This is a genomic window from Streptomyces sp. NPDC005820, assembly GCF_040630255.1.
Taxonomy (GTDB): domain Bacteria; phylum Actinomycetota; class Actinomycetes; order Streptomycetales; family Streptomycetaceae; genus Streptomyces.
The window spans coordinates 72,776-92,574 of sequence record NZ_JBEXXE010000004.1; the positions used below are offsets into that span (position 1 = coordinate 72,776).

The following is a 19,799-nucleotide window of genomic DNA, read 5'->3' on the forward strand; positions in this document are numbered from 1 at the left end:
ACTCGTTCTTACTGGTTGTACGGACCGTAGTCGTAGTCCTCCAGCGGGACGGCCTGGCCGGAGCCGGTGCCGAACGGCGAGTAGTCGATGTCGTCGTAGCCGACGGCCGAGTACATCGCGGCCTTCGCCTCCTCGGTCGGCTCGACCCGGATGTTGCGGTAGCGGGACAGACCCGTACCGGCCGGGATGAGCTTACCGATGATGACGTTCTCCTTGAGGCCGATGAGGCTGTCGGACTTGGCGTTGATCGCCGCGTCCGTCAGGACTCGGGTCGTCTCCTGGAAGGAGGCGGCCGACAGCCAGGATTCCGTCGCCAGCGAGGCCTTGGTGATACCCATCAGCTGCGGACGACCGGAGGCCGGGTGACCGCCCTCCTGGACCACACGACGGTTCTCGGTCTCGAACTTCGAGCGCTCGACCAGCTCACCGGGCAGCAGCTCGGCGTCGCCGGACTCGATGATCGTCACGCGGCGCAGCATCTGCCGGATGATGATCTCGATGTGCTTGTCGTGGATCGACACACCCTGCGAGTTGTACACCTTCTGGACCTCGCCGACCAGGTGGACCTGGACGGCACGCTGACCCAGGATGCGCAGCACGTCGTGCGGGTTGGTGGCACCCACGGTGAGCTTCTGGCCCACCTCGACGTGCTCGCCCTCGCTGACCATCAGACGGGCGCGCTTGGAGATGGGGTAGGCCATCTCGTCGCTGCCGTCGTCCGGGGTGATGACGATCTTCTTGGTCTTCTCGGTCTCCTCGATCCGCACCCGGCCGGAGGCCTCGGAGATCGGGGCGACACCCTTCGGGGTACGGGCCTCGAAGAGCTCGACGACACGCGGCAGACCCTGGGTGATGTCGTCACCGGCCACACCACCGGTGTGGAAGGTACGCATCGTCAGCTGGGTACCGGGCTCACCGATGGACTGGGCGGCGATGATGCCGACCGCCTCACCGATGTCGACCAGCTTGCCGGTGGCCAGCGAGCGGCCGTAGCACATGGCGCAGGTGCCGACGGCGGACTCGCAGGTCAGGACCGAGCGGGTCTTGACCGTCTCCACGCCGTGCCGGACCAGCTCGTCGATGAGCACGTCGCCGAGGTCGGTACCGGCCGGGGCCAGCACCTTGCCGTCGACCACGATGTCCTCGGCGAGGCAGCGGGCGTACACGGACGTCTCGACGTTGACCGTCTTGCGCAGGACGCCGTCCTCGCGCTCGGCGATCGCCAGCTTGAGGCCGCGCTCGGTGCCGCAGTCCTCCTCGCGGATGATGACGTCCTGCGAGACGTCCACCAGACGACGGGTGAGGTAACCCGAGTCGGCGGTACGCAGGGCGGTGTCCGCCAGACCCTTACGGGCACCGTGCGTGGAGATGAAGTACTCAAGGACGGACAGGCCTTCGCGGAAGCTGGCCTTGATCGGACGCGGGATGGTCTCGTTCTTCGCGTTCGACACCAGACCACGCATACCGGCGATCTGCCGCATCTGCATCATGTTTCCTCGGGCACCCGAGTCAACCATCATGAAGATGGGGTTCGTCTTGGGGAAGTTCTCGTTCATCGCCTCGGCGACCTCGTTGGTCGCCTTGGTCCAGATCGCGATGAGCTCCTGCGTGCGCTCTTCCTTGGTGATCAGACCGCGCTCGTACTGCTTCTGGACCTTCTCGTCCTGCGCCTCGTAGCCCGCGACGATCGCCTTCTTCGCCTCGGGGACGACGACGTCGGAGATGGCCACGGTGACACCGGAACGGGTGCCCCAGTAGAAGCCGGCCGACTTCAGGTTGTCGAGCGTCGCCGCCACGATGACCTTGGGGTAGCGCTCGGCCAGGTCGTTGACGATCTCGCCGAGCTGCTTCTTGCCCACCGAGTAGTCGACGAACGGGTAGTCCTCGGGCAGCAGCTCGTTGAAGAGCGCACGGCCCAGGGTGGTGCGCAGCCGGAAGGTGTCACCGGTCTGGTACTCCGGCTCGCCCTCCTCGACCGCCGGCGGGGTCCAGCCGCGCGGCGGGATGGTGCCCACCGGGAAGCGGATGTCGATCGCCGACTGGAGCGCCAGCTCACCGGCGTCGAACGCCATGATCGCCTCGGCCGTGGAACCGAAGGCCCGGCCCTCGCCCTTGGTGTCGCGCAGCTCGCCGTCGGTGGTGAGGAAGAACAGACCGAGGACCATGTCCTGGGTCGGCATCGTCACCGGACGCCCGTCGGCGGGCTTGAGGATGTTGTTCGAGGACAGCATCAGGATGCGGGCCTCGGCCTGCGCCTCCGCGGACAGCGGCAGGTGCACGGCCATCTGGTCACCGTCGAAGTCCGCGTTGAACGCGGTGCAGACGAGCGGGTGGATCTGGATGGCCTTGCCCTCGACCAGCTGCGGCTCGAAGGCCTGGATGCCGAGGCGGTGCAGGGTGGGCGCACGGTTCAGCAGCACCGGGTGCTCGGCGATGACCTCTTCGAGGACGTCGTACACCACGGTGCGGCCGCGCTCGACCATCCGCTTGGCGCTCTTGATGTTCTGCGCGTGGTTCAGGTCGACCAGGCGCTTCATCACGAACGGCTTGAAGAGCTCCAGCGCCATCGCCTTCGGCAGACCGCACTGGTGCAGCTTCAGCTGCGGACCGACGACGATCACGGAACGCGCCGAGTAGTCGACACGCTTGCCGAGCAGGTTCTGACGGAAACGGCCCTGCTTGCCCTTCAGCATGTCGCTGAGGGACTTCAGCGGGCGGTTGCCGGGGCCCGTCACCGGGCGGCCGCGACGACCGTTGTCGAAGAGGGCGTCAACAGCCTCCTGAAGCATGCGCTTCTCGTTGTTGACGATGATCTCGGGTGCGCCGAGGTCGAGGAGCCTCTTCAGACGGTTGTTGCGGTTGATCACACGGCGGTACAGGTCGTTCAGGTCGGAGGTCGCGAAGCGGCCACCGTCCAGCTGCACCATCGGACGCAGGTCCGGCGGGATGACCGGCACGCAGTCCAGCACCATGCCCTTGGGGCTGTTGCTGGTCTGCAGGAACGCGGAGACGACCTTCAGGCGCTTGAGCGCGCGGGTCTTCTTCTGGCCCTTGCCGGTACGGATGATCTCGCGGAGCTTCTCGGCCTCCTCGTCGAGGTCGAAGGACTCCAGGCGCTTCTGCAGCGCCGCGGCACCCATCGAACCGTCGAAGTACGTGCCGAAGCGGTCCCGCAGCTCGCGGTAGAGCAGCTCGTCGCCCTCGAGGTCCTGGACCTTGAGGTTCTTGAAGCGGGTCCACACCTCGTCGAGACGGTCGATCTCGCGCTGGGTGCGGTCGCGCAGCTGCTTCATCTCGCGCTCGGCGCCTTCGCGCACCTTGCGGCGCACATCGGCCTTGGCGCCCTCGGCCTCCAGCTCGGCCAGGTCGGTCTCGAGCTTCTTGGCGCGGGCCTCCAGGTCGGCGTCCCGGCGGTTCTCGACCTGCTGGCGCTCCACGGAGACATGCGCCTCCAGGGAGGGCAGGTCGCGGGTGCGGCGCTCCTCGTCGACGTACGTGATCATGTACGCCGCGAAGTAGATGACCTTCTCGAGGTCCTTGGGAGCCAGGTCGAGCAGGTAGCCCAGCCGGCTCGGGACACCCTTGAAGTACCAGATGTGCGTGACGGGCGCGGCCAGCTCGATGTGGCCCATCCGCTCACGGCGCACCTTGGCGCGGGTCACCTCGACGCCGCAGCGCTCACAGATGATGCCCTTGAAGCGGACGCGCTTGTACTTGCCGCAGTAGCACTCCCAGTCCCGGGTCGGACCGAAGATCTTCTCGCAGAAGAGTCCGTCCTTTTCGGGCTTGAGGGTGCGGTAGTTGATGGTCTCGGGCTTCTTGACCTCGCCGTGGCTCCACTGACGGATGTCGTCAGCGGTGGCCAGACCGATCCGGAGCTCGTCGAAGAAGTTGACGTCGAGCACTATGCGTCAATCCCTCTCAGGGTTGTAAGTCTTGGGGTCTGAAACGGGGGTCCCGGGGCCGGAGGCCTTCTGGATGAAGGCCTCCGGACTCCCGTCAGACCTCTTCGACGCTGCTCGGCTCGCGCCGGGACAGGTCGATGCCGAGCTCCTCCGCAGCGCGGAAGACGTCCTCGTCGGTGTCACGCATCTCGATGGACATACCGTCGCTGGACAGCACCTCCACGTTCAGGCAGAGCGACTGCATCTCCTTGATGAGCACCTTGAAGGACTCGGGGATGCCGGGCTCGGGGATGTTCTCGCCCTTGACGATGGCCTCGTAGACCTTCACGCGGCCGGTGACGTCGTCGGACTTGATGGTCAGCAGCTCCTGGAGGGCGTACGCGGCGCCGTAGGCCTCGAGGGCCCACACCTCCATCTCACCGAACCGCTGGCCACCGAACTGGGCCTTACCACCCAGCGGCTGCTGGGTGATCATCGAGTACGGGCCGGTCGAGCGGGCGTGCAGCTTGTCGTCGACCAGGTGGTGCAGCTTCAGGATGTACATGTAGCCGACCGAGATCGGGTCCGGGAACGGCTCACCGCTACGGCCGTCGAACAGCCGCGCCTTGCCGGACGGGAGCACCATGCGCTCGCCGTCGCGGTTCGGGATGGTGTGCTGGAGCAGACCCGCCAGCTCGTCCTCACGGGCGCCGTCGAAGACCGGGGTCGCGACGTTGGTGCCCGGGGCGACCTGGTCGGCGCCGATCACCTGGAGGCGCTGCGCCCACTCGTCGGCGAGTCCGGAGACGTCCCAGCCGCGGCTGGCGAGCCAGCCGAGGTGGATCTCCAGGACCTGTCCCGGGTTCATTCGGGACGGCACACCGAGCGGGTTGAGGATGATGTCGACCGGGGTCCCGTCCTCGAGGAACGGCATGTCCTCGATGGGCAGGATCTTGGAGATGACACCCTTGTTGCCGTGGCGGCCGGCGAGCTTGTCACCGTCGGTGATCTTGCGCTTCTGCGCAACATACACACGGACCAGCTGGTTGACGCCGGGCGGCAGCTCGTCGCCCTCCTCGCGGTCGAAGACGCGGACGCCGATGACCTTGCCGATCTCACCGTGCGGCACCTTCAGCGAGGTATCACGGACCTCACGGGCCTTCTCACCGAAGATCGCGCGGAGCAGGCGCTCCTCCGGCGTCAGCTCGGTCTCACCCTTGGGCGTGACCTTGCCGACGAGGATGTCGCCGGCCACGACCTCGGCACCGATCCGGATGATGCCGCGCTCGTCGAGGTCGGCGAGGACCTCCTCGGAGACGTTCGGGATGTCCCGGGTGATCTCCTCGGGGCCGAGCTTGGTGTCACGGGCGTCGACCTCGTGCTCCTCGATGTGGATCGAGGAGAGGACGTCGTCCTGCACGAGGCGCTGCGACAGGATGATCGCGTCCTCGTAGTTGTGACCCTCCCACGGCATGAACGCCACGAGCAGGTTCTTGCCCAGCGCCATCTCGCCGTTCTCGGTGGCCGGACCGTCGGCCAGTACCTGGCCCTCGATGATCCGGTCGCCCTCGTTGACGATGACCTTCTGGTTGACCGAGGTGCCCTGGTTGGAGCGGGCGAACTTGGCCAGGCGGTACGTGATGTACGTGCCGTCGTCGTTGGCGGTGGTGATGTAGTCCGCGGAGACCTCCTGGACCACACCCGCCTTCTCCGCCTTGACCACGTCGCCGGCGTCGACGGCGGAGCGGTACTCCATGCCGGTGCCGACGAGCGGGGACTCGCTCTTGATGAGCGGCACGGCCTGACGCATCATGTTCGCGCCCATGAGGGCGCGGTTGGCGTCGTCGTGCTCGAGGAACGGGATCATGGCGGTCGCGACCGACACCATCTGGCGCGGCGAGACGTCCATGTAGTCGACGTCGTCACCGGGGACGTAGTCGACCTCGCCGCCACGGCGGCGGACCAGGACGCGGTTCTCGGTGAAGCGCATGCCGTCGTCGAGCGTGGCGTTGGCCTGCGCGATGACGAAGCGGTCCTCCTCGTCGGCGGTCAGGTAGTCGACCTCGTCGGTGACCTGGCCGTCGACGACCTTGCGGTACGGGGTCTCGACGAAACCGAACGCGTTGACCCGGCCGTAGGAGGCGAGCGAGCCGATCAGACCGATGTTCGGGCCTTCGGGGGTCTCGATCGGGCACATACGACCGTAGTGCGAAGGGTGCACGTCACGGACCTCGAAGCCGGCCCGCTCACGGGAGAGACCACCCGGACCGAGCGCCGACAGACGGCGCTTGTGGGTGAGACCCGACAGCGGGTTGTTCTGGTCCATGAACTGCGACAGCTGGCTGGTGCCGAAGAACTCCTTGATGGAGGCGACGACCGGCCGGATGTTGATCAGGGTCTGCGGCGTGATCGCCTCGACGTCCTGGGTGGTCATCCGCTCGCGGACGACGCGCTCCATACGGGCCAGGCCGGTGCGGACCTGGTTCTGGATGAGCTCGCCGACGCTGCGCAGACGACGGTTGCCGAAGTGGTCGATGTCGTCGGTCTCGACGACGATCGTCTGACCGCTGTCGCCGACCGTCTCGGTCTCGCCGGCGTGCAGCTTGACCAGGTACTTGATCGTCGCGATGACGTCCTCGACGGTCAGCACACCGGCGTCCAGCGGCGCGTCCGCGGCCAGCTTCTTGTTGACCTTGTAGCGGCCGACCTTGGCGAGGTCGTAGCGCTTGGGGTTGAAGTAGAGGTTCTCGAGCAGCGTCTGCGCGGCCTCACGCGTGGGGGGCTCGCCCGGACGGAGCTTGCGGTAGATGTCGAGCAGCGCGTCGTCCTGGCCCTGGGTGTGGTCCTTCTCCAGGGTGGCGCGCATGGACTCGTACTCGCCGAACTCCTCGAGGATCTGCTCGGTGGTCCAGCCGAGCGCCTTCAGGAGGACGGTCACGGACTGCTTGCGCTTGCGGTCGATGCGGACGCCGACCATGTCGCGCTTGTCGATCTCCATCTCCAGCCAGGCACCCCGGGACGGGATGATCTTGGCGGAGAAGATGTCCTTGTCGGACGTCTTGTCGATCGAGGAGTCGAAGTAGACACCCGGCGAACGGACCAGCTGCGACACCACGACACGCTCGGTGCCGTTGATGACGAAGGTGCCCTTGTGGGTCATGAGCGGGAAGTCGCCCATGAAGACCGTCTGGGACTTGATCTCGCCGGTCTCGTTGTTGGTGAACTCGGCCGTCACGAAGAGCGGGGCCGCGTACGTGAAGTCACGGTCCTTGCACTCGTCGATGCTGTTCTTCGGCGGCTCGAAACGGTGGTCGCGGAAGGTCAGCGACATCGACCCGGAGAAGTCCTCGATCGGGGAGATCTCCTCGAAGATCTCCTCGAGACCGGACTTGGTGGGGACGTCCTGCCCGTTCTCCAGAGCCTCCTCGACCCGACTCTGCCAGGCGGTGTTGCCGAGCAGCCAGTCGAAGCTCTCGGTCTGCAGCGCGAGCAGGTTCGGAACCTCGAGAGGCTCCTTGATCTTTGCAAAAGAGATGCGCAGCGGGGCGGTGCTGGCGGCGTTGTTCGTATTCGCGGTCGAGGCGTTGCGCGAGGCGGCCAAGAGGGGGTCCTTCCGAGGGCTCGGACTCACTACGCGCGTACCGGCCCCTCTCCTGCGCACAGAGACGGAAAATCCCAGGTCAGGGATGATCTTGTCGTCGGTGCTCAAGGGAGGGCAGACCCCTGGTGACGGACAGGGGACAGCTAACAGGCAGCGCAAAGGGTCAGTGTAGCCACTCGGCACACTGATGTCCAGTCCCGTGTTTCAGAGACCCTTGCTGCCTTCAACGCCTGCGCCACATCCTGCCTTCACCGCGTTGATACTGCCCTCTTCGTCGTCGATCCATGCCTCGGATTCGGATCCTTGTGACGACGCGTCCTGAGAATTGCGCGCTGCGTGCGGTTCGTCAAGGCCCCCCTGCGTAAACCCGGGCCGCGGGAGACACGACGAAGATCACCATACCCCCCGCCGTCACGGGTGCAAGGCAACCGTGGCCGACCTCCGGGAACGCCGAAGAGCGACCACCCAGATGGATGATCGCTCTTCGGTGCTTGCGCGTTACAGGCTCGCTGAGCCCGGTTTCCGGACCTGGTGGGCCCGGAGGGTGTTACTTGACCTCGACGGAGGCGCCGGCGCCCTTGAGGGACTCGGCGGCCTTCTCCGCGGCCTCCTTGGTGACCTTCTCGAGAACGGGCTTCGGGGCGCCGTCCACGAGGTCCTTGGCCTCCTTCAGGCCCAGCGAGGTCAGCTCACGCACGACCTTGATGACCTGGATCTTCTTCTCGCCGGCGCCGGTGAGGACGACGTCGAACTCGTCCTGCTCCTCGACGGCCTCGGCGACGGCGGCCGGGCCGACGGGGGCGGCGGCGACCGCGGCGGCGGCGGTGACGTCGAACTTGTCCTCGAACGCCTTCACGAACTCGGAGAGCTGGATCAGGGTCATGTTCTCGAACTCGGCGAGCAGTTCGTCCTGGGTGAGAGCCATGATGGCTTTCCTTCCACTAATTTCGGCTGGTGCCGGATGTACATGTCTGGCGGGCGTACGTTCGGCCCGCTACGACCCCCTGCCTCAGGCGGGCTGCCTGGAGGCGGCGGTCATTACGCGAGCCGAGTTACTCGGCACCGCCCTGCTCGGCCTGCTTGGCACGAAGCGCCTCCGCGGTGCGGACGAACTTCGACGGGAGCGCCTGGAAGACCTGAGCAGCCTGCGTCTGCTTGCCCTTCATGGCGCCCGCCAGCTTGGCGAGCAGAACCTCGCGGGACTCGAGGTCCGCAAGCTTCTTGATCTCGTCGGCGGACAGCGCCTTGCCGTCAAGGACACCGCCCTTGATGACGAGGTTCGGGTTGTCCTTGGCGAAGTCACGAAGACCCTTCGCCGACTCCACCGGGTCACCGGTGACGAAGGCGACCGCCGTCGGACCGTTGAACAGGTCGTCGAGCGTCGTGATCCCGGCCTCGTTGGCCGCAATCTTGGTCAGCGTGTTCTTCACCACGGCGTACTGGGCGTTCTCACCGAGCGAGCGGCGCAGCGTCTTGAGCTGCGCCACGGTGAGACCCCGGTACTCGGTCAGCACGGCGGCGTTCGAGCTACGGAACTGCTCCGTGAGCTCGGCCACCGCGGCAGCCTTGTCGGGCCTTGCCATAGAGCGTCGGCCTCCTTCCGGGTGATGAGGACCGCTCGGAAGGGGCTGGGACAGACGAAACGCCCCGGCGCAGGCGCACGGGGCGTAGCTCGACCGAACGAGAACCGTCTACGGACGGGATCCGGGCCCGGGAGCACTTCCACAGTCACCTGCGCGGGTCGTCCGCATATCAAGCGGATCCTTCGGCCACCGCACCCTCTCTCAAGAGCACGGCAACGACCAGCGGTCTTTGGCTTCGGTAGGAGCGTACGGGAGACGGACGGTGTCAAGCAAATCCGCCCGTACGGGCCCGGCGGCTCAGCCGCCCGACTGCTGCTTCATGAGGTCGGTGAAGTCGGCCGTGTCGCTCGCCGGGGGCTCCTCGACCGCGACCTCGGTGCCGTAGTCGCTGTAGTACGCGGTCTGGCTGTAGGCGCCCGCCGTCGTCTCGCCCTTCTCGACCTTCTTGACCAGCAGGTCCTGGTCGTCGACCCAGATGTCGACGGTCTCGGTGGTGACGCCGGCCTGCTCCAGGGTCTTCTTCAGGTCGTCGAGCTGGCTCCGGCTGAGGCTGGAGTTCTTCTCCGCGAGGTCGGCCACCTCGACCGTCCCCGAGTAGTGCGTGGTCCGCTGTCCGCGCACCTTCTCCTCGCCGACCTTGCGGACGTCCCCGGAGGCCAGCAGGAGCTTCACCGACTGGTTCGGGGTGGTGTTCTGCATCTGGTCCTTCAGATACGCGCCACCGCTCCCGGCGAGGGTCTCCAGGTCGTCGTAGGCGTACTTGATCCAGTGCTTGCCGCCGGACTGCTCGGCGAAGGTGTCGCCCATCCGGGCGTAGTAGGCGTCGGGGAGGTAGCGGGCCTCCATCGACGTGCTGCCCATCTGGCGCATGGTGTCGGCCATGGTGCCGCCGGTGTAGGTGATGGTGAGGTTGCCGGTGAGGCCGTCGCCCCAGCCGAGGGCGCCGTCGGCGGTCATGGACATCACCGAGCCCATGGTCGTCGTCGACTCGACCTTGGCGGAGTCGGCGCCGTCGGTGGACTTCTCGGCGGTGCGCAGCGCGGCGATGGGGTCGAACCGCACGCCCCCCGAGCCGCCGGAGGAACCTCCGGAGGTGCCGGACGAGCTCCCGGAGTCCCCCGAGGAGCTACAGGCCGTCACCCCCGCCAGCAGGATCGTCGCCGCGATGGACAGCCCCGCCGTCCGCACACTTGTGCGCTTCATCCGCCCCACCCCCATGAGAGTCCCGTGACTGCACGCTAACGCACAGCACTGACAGCCGTACGAAAAAAGCCTCTACGCCCCAAAGGGACGAGCCCCGCACCTCGAAAGGTTGCGGGGCTCGTCGCCGACCGAAAGGGAACCGTCAGGTTCAGACCGCGGCCGGGTCCTCCTCGACGAGGAGGTTGCGGGTGCGGTTCGGGTCGACCAGGATGCCGGGGCCGATCGTGGTGCTGATCGCGGCCTTCTTGATGTAGCGACCCTTCGCGGCGGACGGCTTGAGGCGGGTGATCTCCTCGAGCGCCGCGGCGTAGTTCTCCACCAGCTTGGTGTCGTCGAAGGACGTCTTGCCGATGATGAAGTGCAGGTTCGAGTGCTTGTCGACGCGGAACTCGATCTTGCCGCCCTTGATCTCGGTGACGGCCTTGGCCACGTCGGGGGTGACGGTGCCGGTCTTCGGGTTCGGCATCAGGCCACGGGGACCGAGCACGCGGCCGAGGCGGCCGACCTTGCCCATGAGGTCCGGGGTGGCGACGACGGCGTCGAAGTCCAGACGGCCCTTCGCGACCTCGTCGATCAGTTCGTCGGAGCCGACGATGTCGGCGCCCGCGGCCTCCGCGGCCGCAGCACGGTCACCGGTCGCGAAGACCAGGACCCGGGCGGTCTTGCCGGTGCCGTGCGGCAGGTTCACGGTGCCACGGACCATCTGGTCGGCCTTGCGCGGGTCGACACCCAGACGGAAGGCGACCTCGACGGTGCCGTCGAACTTGGACGTGGAGGTCTCCTTGGCGAGACGGACGGCCTCGAGCGGGGCGTAGAGCTTCTCCCGGTCGACCTTGGCGTCCGCAGCGCGGAGAGACTTGCTGCGCTTGCTCACTACTGCTCCTGGTGTGTCTGAGGAGTCGTGGTGCGGGCCGAGCAGGCCCTGCCACTACTGCTGAAGTACGGGGTGGTGAAGGTCAGCCCTCGACCGTGATGCCCATGGAACGGGCGGTGCCGGCGATGATCTTCGCAGCGGCGTCCAGGTCGTTGGCGTTCAGGTCGGGAAGCTTGGTCGTGGCGATCTCGCGGACCTGCGCCTCGGTGATCTTGGCGACCTTGGTCTTGTGCGGCTCGCCCGAGCCCTTCTCCACACCGGCGGCCTTGAGGATCATCTTCGCGGCCGGCGGGGTCTTGGTCACGAAGGTGAAGGAGCGGTCCTCGTAGACCGTGATCTCCACCGGGATGACCCAGCCACGCTGCGACTCGGTCGCCGCGTTGTAGGCCTTGCAGAACTCCATGATGTTGACGCCGTGCTGACCGAGCGCGGGGCCGACCGGCGGGGCCGGGTTCGCCGCACCGGCGTTGATCTGGAGCTTGATGAGCCCCGTGACCTTCTTCTTCTTGGGAGGCATTAGTCTCCAGGTCCTTTCATTCGGGTCCATGCCCGCGCCAGGGAACCAACCGAACGCAGGCATACCGCACAACGATAACGGGTATAGATGCGCGGCCAAAAACCGAGCAGGTCAGGCAGGCTGTGACAGCCCGCCTGACCTGCTCGGAAGCTTTTTCCGGAAGAAGCTAGTTCTTCTGGATCTGGTCGAACGACAGCTCGACCGGGGTCTCGCGCCCGAAGATCTCCACCAGACCCTTGACCTTCTTCGAGTCGGCGTTGATCTCGTTGATCGTGGCCTGCAGCGTGGCGAACGGGCCGTCGGTGACGGTGACCGAGTCGCCCACCTCGAAGTCCAGCACCTGGACCTCGACCTTGCGCTGCGGAGCCGGCTTGCCCTCGGCCTCGGCGGCCTCGCGGGCGGCCTTCTCCTCGGCCTCCGGGGCGAGCATCTTGACGATCTCGTCCAGGGTCAGCGGGTACGGGTCGTAGGCGTTGCCCACGAAGCCGGTGACGCCGGGGGTGTTGCGGACGACGCCCCAGGACTCGTTCGTCAGGTCCATGCGCACCAGGACATAGCCCGGGAGCTTGTTCTGGCGGATCGTCTTGCGGTCGCCGTTCTTGATCTGGACGACCTCTTCCTGCGGCACCTCGGCCTGGAAGATGTAGTCCTCGACGTTCAGCGAGACGGCGCGCTGCTCCAGGTTGGTCTTCACGCGGTTCTCGTAGCCGGCGTAGGTGTGGATCACGTACCACTCGCCGGGGAGGGTGCGCAGTTCCTCGCGCAGGGCGGTGACGGGGTCGACGGGCTCGGCCGGCTCTTCTTCCTCGGCCTCGAGCTCGTCCTCGGCGTCCTCCGACTCCTCGGAGTCGTCCTCGTCCTCGGCCTCGTCGGCGTCCGCGTCCTCTTCCTCGACGTGGAGCGCCGCTTCCTCCGCGGCCTCGCCCGCCTCGTCGTCGGCAGCCTCGAACTCGTCGACCTCGTCCGCGCCCTCGACGATGTCGAGCTCGTCGTCCACCTCGTCGGGCTCGATGGCGTCGTTCAGGTTCTGGTCAGACACGGTGGCTGCTTCTTCCTGGATACAGAGGGGTGGAACATGCGAAAGGGGCGCCGGATACCTCGGCGCCCTTCGCTCTCGGCTCAGCCAAAGACGTACTTGGCGGCGTGGCTGAGTCCATAGTCAATCACGGTCACCAGGCCGATCATGACGACCACGAACACGATCACCACGGTCGTGTAGGTCGTCAGCTGTCCGCGAGTGGGCCAGACGACCTTGCGGAGTTCCGCGACGATCTGGCGATAGAAGAGAGCGAGGCGCTTCAGCGGGCCCTTCTTGGCGCGCTTTCCGCCCTTCCGCCCCTTCTTCTTGGCCTCAGGCAGCTCGTCCTGGGCATCAGGCGTGTCGATGGAGCCCACGGCATCCGCCATTCGTCCTCACCTGTTCCCGGGTCGTGGCCGTGCCGCGCCCGGTCTGAGCCGCACGGCGGTGCATTGCTGTACGTACATGCGCACACATCCTGGCGAAGGAGTGTGTAGCAGGGCCGGAGGGACTTGAACCCCCAACCGCTGGTTTTGGAGACCAGTGCTCTACCAATTGAGCTACGACCCTTTGTGTGTCCCCAACGTACCGCATCCGACCGGGTGCTCGGTGTGCACCGGTTGTGGCACGGCTGTTGAAGGCCAACGACGGATGAGTGTACGTGGTCCTGAGCGTGAGGTCGAACGGAAAGTGGTCTTGGACGAAATCAGTCTGATGTTCAGCCAGTTGCCCAGTGGGTGAAACCCGTGTGCCGGGCGGGTTTCCGGTCTGAAACCATGGGCCGTATGAGCGCTGCAACCCCTCCCACCGAGCGCCGGGTCTCCGCCCGAGTCGGCGCGATCTCCGAGTCCGCCACCCTCGCCGTGGACGCCAAGGCCAAGGCCCTGAAGGCCGCCGGGCGTCCGGTGATCGGCTTCGGCGCCGGCGAGCCCGACTTCCCGACCCCGGACTACATCGTCGAGGCGGCCGTAGAGGCCTGCAAGGACCCGAAGTACCACCGCTACACGCCGGCCGGCGGTCTGCCCGAGCTGAAGGCCGCGATCGCCGCGAAGACCCTGCGCGACTCCGGCTACGAGGTCGAGGCCTCGCAGATCCTGGTCACCAACGGCGGCAAGCAGGCGATCTACAACGCCTTCGCCGCGATCCTCGACCCGGGCGACGAGGTCATCGTCCCGGCGCCGTACTGGACGACGTACCCGGAGTCGATCCGGCTGGCCGGCGGTGTCCCGGTGGAGGTCGTGGCCGACGAGACGACCGGCTACCGGGTCTCGGTCGAGCAGCTGGAAGCGGCGCGCACCGAGAAGACCAAGGTCGTGCTGTTCGTCTCCCCGTCCAACCCGACCGGCGCGGTGTACAGCGCCGCCGAGGCCGAGGCGATCGGCCGCTGGGCCGTCGAGCACGGCCTGTGGGTGCTGACGGACGAGATCTACGAGCACCTGGTCTACGGCGACGCGGTGTTCACGTCCCTGCCGGCGATCCTGCCCGAGCTGCGCGACAAGTGCGTGGTCGTGAACGGGGTCGCGAAGACGTACGCGATGACCGGCTGGCGCGTCGGGTGGATCATCGGCCCGAAGGACGTCGTCAAGGCGGCGACGAACCTCCAGTCGCACGCCACCTCGAACGTCTCGAACGTGGCGCAGGTCGCCGCGATCGCCGCCGTCTCGGGCGATCTGTCGGCGGTGGAGAAGATGAAGGAGGCGTTCGACCGGCGTCGTAAGACGATCGTGCGGATGCTGAACGAGATCGACGGCGTGCTGTGCCCGGAGCCGGAGGGCGCGTTCTATGCGTACCCGTCGGTGAAGGCGCTGCTCGGCAAGGAGATCCGCGGCCGGCGCCCGCAGAGCAGCACCGAGCTGGCGGAGATCATCCTGGACGAGGCCGAGGTCGCGGTCGTCCCGGGTGAGGCCTTCGGCACGCCGGGCTATCTGCGGCTGTCGTACGCGCTGGGCGACGAGGACCTCGTCGAGGGCGTGAGCCGGATCCAGAAGCTGCTGGCGGAGGCCAGGGACTGACCCGTTCCACGCGCGCGTGCGGGCCGTCTCTCTTCGGGGAGGCGGCCCGTTTCTTCGTGCGAGCAAGACCACGTTCAGGGAATCGGCTACCCGGGGGCCGCCGCCGTGCGGCAGGATCGCTGAATGGAGCGTGTACGTGATGTCTCTGAGCTGCCCAAGGCCCATCTGCACCTGCACTTCACCGGATCGATGCGGCCCGCGACCGTGCTGGAGCTGGCCGACAAGTACGGGGTGCGTCTGCCCGAGGCGCTGACCGAGGCGCTGACCAGCGGGGAGCCGCCGAGACTGCGGGCCACGGACGAGCGGGGCTGGTTCCGCTTCCAGCGGCTGTACGACGCGGCCCGGTCCTGTCTGCGCCGCCCCGAGGACATACAGCGCCTGGTGCGGGAGGCGGCCGAGGAGGACCTCAGGGACGGCTCGGGGTGGCTGGAGATCCAGGTCGACCCGACCTCGTACGCGCCCCGGCTGGGCGGGCTGATCCCGGCGCTGGAGATCATCCTGGACGCGGTGGAGTCGGCCTCGCGGGACACCGGGCTCGGGATGCGGGTGCTGGTCGCGGCGAACCGGATGAAGCATCCGCTGGACGCCCGGACGCTGGCCCGGCTGGCGGTGCGCTACGCGGACCGGGGGGTCGTCGGTTTCGGGCTGTCGAACGACGAGCGGCGGGGCATGGCGCGCGACTTCGACCGGGCCTTCACCATCGCGCGCGACGGCGGTCTGCTGTCCGCGCCGCACGGCGGCGAGCTGACCGGTCCGTCGTCGGTACGGGACTGTCTGGACGATCTGCACGCCACCCGGGTGGGGCACGGCGTCCGGGCGGCGGAGGACCCGAGGCTGCTGAAGCGGCTGGCGGAGCGGGGGGTGACCTGCGAGGTGTGCCCGGCGTCGAACGTGGCGCTGGGGGTGTACGAGAAGCCCGAGGACGTGCCGCTGCGGACGCTGTTCGAGGCGGGGGTGCCGATGGCGCTGGGCGCCGACGACCCGCTGCTGTTCGGCGCGCGGCTGGCCGCGCAGTACGAGATCGCGCGGCGCCACCACGGCTTCACGGACGAGGAGCTGGCGGAGCTGGCGCGGCAGTCGGTCCGGGGTTCGGCGGCCCCGGAGGACGTGAAGGCGAAGCTGCTGTCGGGCGTGGACGACTGGCTGGCCTCCTGAGCGCGGGTGCGCGCAGGAGGCCGGCCGGGGCTCAGCGCCGGACCGGGAGTTCCGGCAGGAGCGGGTAGCGGGTCGACAGGCGCATCGCGCCCTCGGTGACCGCGGGGTCGCTGGAGGCCGCCTGGACGCCGTCGAGGTAGGCGTGGGCCGCGGCCTCGAAGACGTTGTCGACGGCGGTGAGTTCGGCGGCGAGGGCCTGGGCGCGTTCGGTGCGCCGCTCCTCCAGGGTGCCCTGTTCGCGCTGGGCCGCCGCGACCGCCGCCTCCGCCCGCGCCAGTTCCTCCTCGGCCTTCGCCAGCCGCTTGCCGTGCAGCCGGTAGGCGGCGATGAAGGGGTGCTCCTCGGACACCGCGAGCAGGAAGGCGATGCCGCCGGACAGGAGCAGCAGGGCGATGAAGGTGACGCTGACGGTGTGCTCGTCCAGGTGGAGCTGGTCGAGCAGGGTGGGGGCGGGCGGCAGCTCGACGCCGAGCTGCCGGGCGGTCTCCTCCAGCGCGGAGGTGTCGGTGTCCCGGAAGACGATCCGGGCGCGCAGGTCGCCCAGGTACCAGGCGGCCCAGCCCCAGAGGGCGACCAGCGCGGCCGCGACCGGCAGGACCAGCCACAGGGCGGCGGTGGCGCCCCGGCGGCGCCACTGACGGCCGGCCTGGAAGGGGCCGAGGGTCATGGCGACGCCGACGGCGGCGGTCAGCAGGAACGCGCTGGCCCGGCCCTCCGGTGTGCCGTCGTGGATGGCCAGGAACACGCCGAGGTACACGGGGAGTTCGACGAGGATCAGCAGCAGGGTCAGGAACCGCCGGGGCCAGCGGGCCATGGCCGAGGTCTCGGTCAGTCCCTCCCAGGGCACGTCGGGGGCGGGCCCGAACCGGGCGGCCGGGTTCCGTACGGGGTCGCCGTCGCGTTCGTCGGGTGCGTAGAGGCCGGTGTCCTCGCCCTCGGCGTACTCGGGGCCGTACTGCTGGGGTTCGGTGGACGGGTCCGGTTCGTCCGTGCCGTGGCGGGTCTGCGAGCGGGCCACGATCCAGGGCAGCAGACGGTCGCGGCGGTCCTCGCGGGCGGCGATCCGGGTCGCCGTGCGGTCCAGCCGGGCGGCGGCCGCGTGCCGGCGGCGGGTCTCCTCCTCCTGGGCGTCGCGGGCCCGGCGGGCCTCGGCGACCCTGGCGGCGGTGTCGGCGTACAGCTCGGCGGAGGCGCGCAGTTCGCGTTCCTCGCGTTCGTGGTGCTCGGCGAGGACCCGGCCCCGGGTGTGGTCGCGCATGCCCTGGAGCCGGCCGAGGTAGGGCAGCCGGCGGCCGGAGCCGAGGACGTACGGGTCGAGGGTGCGGCCGGTGGCGGCGCGGCGGCCGGCGTTCTCGGCCTGCTCGAGCAGGCGCCGGCCTTCGCGGGTCTCGGAGAGCGGGACCCGGCCGCGGGGTGCTCCGGGGGCGGTGCGGCCGAGGCCGGGGGCCCGGCCCTCGGAGCGGCGGAAGGGGAACGGGATTCTGAGCCGGCGGGGCTCGTCAGGCGCCGTATCCGTCGTCGACATCGACCTTCACCTCCTTCTCCAGGAGCTGCTTCCAGAACGCGCCGAGCTGTTCGACGTGTTCGGGGCTGGTCTTGCCGCCGCGCATGGCGAAGCCGACCCGGTGGACGGTGGTGTCGGGCAGGTCGGGCAGGTTGCGGCCGTCGACCATCGCGGCGACGGCGGTGTCCCGCTCGGCCTGGGTCGCCAGCTTGTACCGGGAGAGCTTGAAGCCGGGGTCGGCCTGTTCGAAGTCGCTGACCACGAGGATCTGGAAGGTGCCGTCGCCGTCGCGGGGCACCTTGGCGGCGCGGGTGAGGCCGCCGAGGACGTCGGAGCCGGGCTGGCGGTCGCGGGCGCACTCCAGCATCTTCTCGGCGCCGGCCTCGGCCAGGACGCGGGTCTGCGTCCACAGGGGCTCGCGTTCGGAGCGCTTGTCGGAGTCGGGGTCGATGTCGATGCGCGGCACCTGGCAGGAGGAGGCCTCGGAGGCGGAGGTGATGGGCGCGTAGGAGAGGTACTTGCACTTGTTGTCGGCGAGGAAGCGGGGCAGGGTCGCCTTCAGCTTCTCCTTCGCCCGGAAGCCGTCGTCGCTGTCGGACCCGGATCCGGAGCCGTCCACGACGACCGCGCAGTCGGCCTTGAGCCGTTCCGGCCCGTCCAGCGGGCCGCACGCCGTCAGCAGCAGCGCTGCCGCCCCCAAACCGGCGGCGACCCGTGCCGGACGGATCGCTCTGTCGGTGGTCGTTCTCATCTCGTCCCCCGCTCTCCCGGGCCGGCCCCGGCGGCGGCCGGCCCGGTCCTCTGCTCCAGAATCCGCAGCGCCCTGGCCACCACGACGCCGTCGAGCAGCCAGTCGGGCGGGCCCGTCCACGGCTCGTCGAGGGCCTCGGTGCCGGGGTGCCCGGCGGGCGGCAGCCCCTCCAGCCGGGCGGCGCGGGCGTAGGCGGCCTCGTAGTGGGCCAGTTCCTGGTCGGCGCAGGCGGCGAGGGCCCGGCCGCGCTGCTGACAGGCCGTCACCTCGGTGCGCCACTGCGCCACCCAGCCGCCGAAGCGGGCCAGCGCGGCCGGTACGTCCTCGCGCCGCCGGCCGTCCTCGCGCGGGGCGTCGTACTCCGTCACGACCCGCTCGGACTCCTCGTGCACCCGGCCGACGACGGCCGCGCGTTCCTTCAGGAACCGGGCCATCAGGTCGTCCAGTGCCATCCGCGCCCCGCGTTCCAGCTGCCGGGCGTAGTGGTCGGTGCCTATGCCGGCCCTGCCGTCCCGCCGCCCCCGGCGGGCGGCCCGCCAGCGGGTGCGTGCGGTGAGGCGGGCGCGGCCGTAGTCCGTCGGGACGGACTTCACCTCGCTCATTCCATCCCCCTCGTCGGATTCCCCGGTTCACCCACGGGGATTCGCGCGCAGCCTAGGGGATAAACGAAGGCGTGCGGGAGAGATTTACGACACCGGATTTACCCGCATCCGGAAATCAGCCGGAGATCGACCGGCGAACGACCGGGGCACCGGCTTTGTTACCGGAGGGTTGCTGGAAAACTTCTGAAAACCGGGGCCGTTCCGGCGCTCCTCGGAATATGCTCCGTTCCGCTCGGGCGGGGGTGTGTCCGGAGTCGGGGAAAAGATCTTCGAATATGGGCGCGGAGTTTTTGGCATACGGCCGTGGGCATATGCCGAAGCGCGGGGACGCGAAGCGGGGGACCAATGACTGAAGAGGCCGAAGGGGCTGAAGAGGCCAAAGGGGCTGAAGAGATCGCGGTGCGGGTCGCCGACGGGTACTTCCCGGTGGAGACGCTCGGTCCGGGCCGTCGGCTGGCCCTGTGGTTCCAGGGCTGTGCGCTGGCCTGTCCGGGCTGTATGTCCCGGCACACCTGGGATCCGGCGGGCGGCCGGGACGCCACCGTCGGTGAGCTGCTGCGCTTGTGGGCGACGGCCCTGGAGCGGGGGGCCGAGGGGCTGACCGTGAGCGGTGGGGAGCCGCTAGCCCAGCCCGTCGCGCTGGCCGCGCTGCTGCGGGGCGCCGGCCTGCTGCGCGAGCGTGCGGGAGGCACCGCCGACCTGCTCGTCTACACAGGTCACGAGCCGGACGAGGTGCCGGGGAAGGTGTGGGAGGCGCTGGCGGGGGCGGACGCGGTCGTGACGGGCCGGTTCCGGGTCGCCGAGCCGACCGACCTGGTCTGGCGCGGCTCCGCCAACCAGCGGCTCGTCCCGCGCACCCCCCTCGGCGCCCGCCGCTACGGCCCCCATCTGGCCCGCGCCTACCCGCCGGGGCCGCGGGTGAGCCTGCGGGCGGACGGGACGGGCACGCGCGTGTACGGCGTCCCGGCGCGCGGTGAGCTGCGGCGACTGGAGCGGCACCTGGCGACGAGCGGGCTGCGGCTGACGAACCCGAGCTGGCGGCCGTGAGAGCGCGTCTGACGGGGCGGGGTCGGGCTGCGGCGGGGTCCGCTGCGG

Annotated in this window: 15 protein-coding genes and 1 tRNA gene; 3 read left to right on the top strand and 13 right to left on the bottom strand. The window is 68.7% G+C overall.

Features of this window, described 5'->3' with window-relative positions:
- Nucleotides 1–8 precede the first annotated feature (8 nt).
- The 10 genes from ABZ464_RS06175 to ABZ464_RS06220 form a co-directional block, all read right to left on the bottom strand.
- Entirely contained in the window at nucleotides 9–3,905 is a 3,897-nt protein-coding gene (locus tag ABZ464_RS06175; RefSeq protein ID WP_358990481.1) for a DNA-directed RNA polymerase subunit beta', read from the bottom strand.
- A 94-nt stretch (nucleotides 3,906–3,999) separates the two neighbouring features.
- Nucleotides 4,000–7,485, bottom strand: a complete 3,486-nt coding sequence (gene rpoB, locus ABZ464_RS06180) for a DNA-directed RNA polymerase subunit beta (protein WP_359271627.1) — start codon at nucleotides 7,483–7,485, stop codon at nucleotides 4,000–4,002.
- A 547-nt stretch (nucleotides 7,486–8,032) separates the two neighbouring features.
- Nucleotides 8,033–8,410, bottom strand: coding sequence for a 50S ribosomal protein L7/L12 (gene rplL, locus ABZ464_RS06185; protein ID WP_359271630.1), 378 nt, complete (start codon nucleotides 8,408–8,410; stop codon nucleotides 8,033–8,035).
- A gap of 127 nt (nucleotides 8,411–8,537) precedes the next feature.
- A complete protein-coding gene (gene rplJ, locus ABZ464_RS06190; protein WP_340376818.1) occupies nucleotides 8,538–9,068 on the bottom strand; it encodes a 50S ribosomal protein L10 in 531 nt (176 codons plus the stop codon).
- A 297-nt stretch (nucleotides 9,069–9,365) separates the two neighbouring features.
- Nucleotides 9,366–10,271, bottom strand: coding sequence for a hypothetical protein (locus tag ABZ464_RS06195; protein ID WP_359271633.1), 906 nt, complete (start codon nucleotides 10,269–10,271; stop codon nucleotides 9,366–9,368).
- A gap of 148 nt (nucleotides 10,272–10,419) precedes the next feature.
- Nucleotides 10,420–11,145: a 50S ribosomal protein L1 gene (gene rplA, locus ABZ464_RS06200; RefSeq protein WP_340376820.1), complete on the bottom strand. Its 726-nt coding sequence runs from the start codon at nucleotides 11,143–11,145 to the stop codon at nucleotides 10,420–10,422.
- A gap of 82 nt (nucleotides 11,146–11,227) precedes the next feature.
- Nucleotides 11,228–11,662 carry a 50S ribosomal protein L11 gene (gene rplK / locus ABZ464_RS06205; RefSeq protein WP_055631380.1) on the bottom strand — a complete coding sequence of 145 codons (435 nt, stop codon included), beginning with the start codon at nucleotides 11,660–11,662 and terminating at the stop codon, nucleotides 11,228–11,230.
- A 166-nt stretch (nucleotides 11,663–11,828) separates the two neighbouring features.
- A complete protein-coding gene (gene nusG, locus ABZ464_RS06210) occupies nucleotides 11,829–12,701 on the bottom strand; it encodes a transcription termination/antitermination protein NusG (protein WP_359271636.1) in 873 nt (290 codons plus the stop codon).
- A gap of 80 nt (nucleotides 12,702–12,781) precedes the next feature.
- Complete coding sequence (gene secE, locus ABZ464_RS06215) at nucleotides 12,782–13,069, bottom strand: preprotein translocase subunit SecE (RefSeq protein WP_055631382.1); 288 nt, start codon at nucleotides 13,067–13,069, stop codon at nucleotides 12,782–12,784.
- Nucleotides 13,070–13,177: 108 nt separating this feature from the next.
- Nucleotides 13,178–13,250: transfer RNA gene (locus ABZ464_RS06220), tRNA-Trp, on the bottom strand.
- A gap of 215 nt (nucleotides 13,251–13,465) precedes the next feature.
- On the opposite strand from ABZ464_RS06220, the gene ABZ464_RS06225 reads away from it, so the two are divergent.
- Both ABZ464_RS06225 and ABZ464_RS06230 read left to right on the top strand, forming a co-directional pair.
- The gene (locus ABZ464_RS06225) at nucleotides 13,466–14,692 is read left to right on the top strand and encodes a pyridoxal phosphate-dependent aminotransferase (protein ID WP_359271640.1); all 1,227 of its coding nucleotides are present in this window, start codon (nucleotides 13,466–13,468) and stop codon (nucleotides 14,690–14,692) included.
- Between the two features lie 123 nt (nucleotides 14,693–14,815).
- Entirely contained in the window at nucleotides 14,816–15,847 is a 1,032-nt protein-coding gene (locus ABZ464_RS06230; protein WP_359271643.1) for an adenosine deaminase, read from the top strand.
- Between the two features lie 31 nt (nucleotides 15,848–15,878).
- Here the strand turns inward: ABZ464_RS06230 and ABZ464_RS06235 are convergent, their stop codons facing one another.
- The 3 genes from ABZ464_RS06235 to ABZ464_RS06245 are packed head-to-tail and all read right to left on the bottom strand — an operon-like array spanning nucleotide 15,879 to nucleotide 18,704.
- Nucleotides 15,879–17,372, bottom strand: a complete 1,494-nt coding sequence (locus ABZ464_RS06235; RefSeq protein ID WP_359271645.1) for a hypothetical protein — start codon at nucleotides 17,370–17,372, stop codon at nucleotides 15,879–15,881.
- On the bottom strand, nucleotides 17,347–18,102 hold the full coding sequence (locus ABZ464_RS06240; protein ID WP_359271648.1) for a hypothetical protein: 756 nt from the start codon (nucleotides 18,100–18,102) through the stop codon (nucleotides 17,347–17,349). The genes ABZ464_RS06235 and ABZ464_RS06240 overlap by 26 nt, the downstream gene beginning before the upstream one ends.
- On the bottom strand, nucleotides 18,099–18,704 hold the full coding sequence (locus ABZ464_RS06245) for a hypothetical protein (RefSeq protein WP_359271651.1): 606 nt from the start codon (nucleotides 18,702–18,704) through the stop codon (nucleotides 18,099–18,101). Before ABZ464_RS06245 ends, ABZ464_RS06240 begins: the two co-directional genes overlap by 4 nt.
- A 345-nt stretch (nucleotides 18,705–19,049) precedes the next feature.
- On the opposite strand from ABZ464_RS06245, the gene ABZ464_RS06250 reads away from it, so the two are divergent.
- Entirely contained in the window at nucleotides 19,050–19,751 is a 702-nt protein-coding gene (locus ABZ464_RS06250) for a 4Fe-4S single cluster domain-containing protein (RefSeq protein WP_359271654.1), read from the top strand.
- Nucleotides 19,752–19,799: the final 48 nt, after the last annotated feature.

Coding starts and splice junctions, on each gene's coding strand:
- rplL (WP_359271630.1), bottom strand. CDS start 8,410: ATGGCTCTCACCCAGGACGAACTGCTCGCCGAGTTCGAGAACATGACC.
- rplJ (WP_340376818.1), bottom strand. CDS start 9,068: ATGGCAAGGCCCGACAAGGCTGCCGCGGTGGCCGAGCTCACGGAGCAG.
- ABZ464_RS06195 (WP_359271633.1), bottom strand. CDS start 10,271: ATGAAGCGCACAAGTGTGCGGACGGCGGGGCTGTCCATCGCGGCGACG.
- rplK (WP_055631380.1), bottom strand. CDS start 11,662: ATGCCTCCCAAGAAGAAGAAGGTCACGGGGCTCATCAAGCTCCAGATC.
- secE (WP_055631382.1), bottom strand. CDS start 13,069: ATGGCGGATGCCGTGGGCTCCATCGACACGCCTGATGCCCAGGACGAG.
- ABZ464_RS06225 (WP_359271640.1), top strand. CDS start 13,466: ATGAGCGCTGCAACCCCTCCCACCGAGCGCCGGGTCTCCGCCCGAGTC.
- ABZ464_RS06230 (WP_359271643.1), top strand. CDS start 14,816: ATGGAGCGTGTACGTGATGTCTCTGAGCTGCCCAAGGCCCATCTGCAC.
- ABZ464_RS06235 (WP_359271645.1), bottom strand. CDS start 17,372: ATGTCGACGACGGATACGGCGCCTGACGAGCCCCGCCGGCTCAGAATC.
- ABZ464_RS06240 (WP_359271648.1), bottom strand. CDS start 18,102: ATGAGAACGACCACCGACAGAGCGATCCGTCCGGCACGGGTCGCCGCC.
- ABZ464_RS06245 (WP_359271651.1), bottom strand. CDS start 18,704: ATGAGCGAGGTGAAGTCCGTCCCGACGGACTACGGCCGCGCCCGCCTC.
- ABZ464_RS06250 (WP_359271654.1), top strand. CDS start 19,050: ATGACTGAAGAGGCCGAAGGGGCTGAAGAGGCCAAAGGGGCTGAAGAG.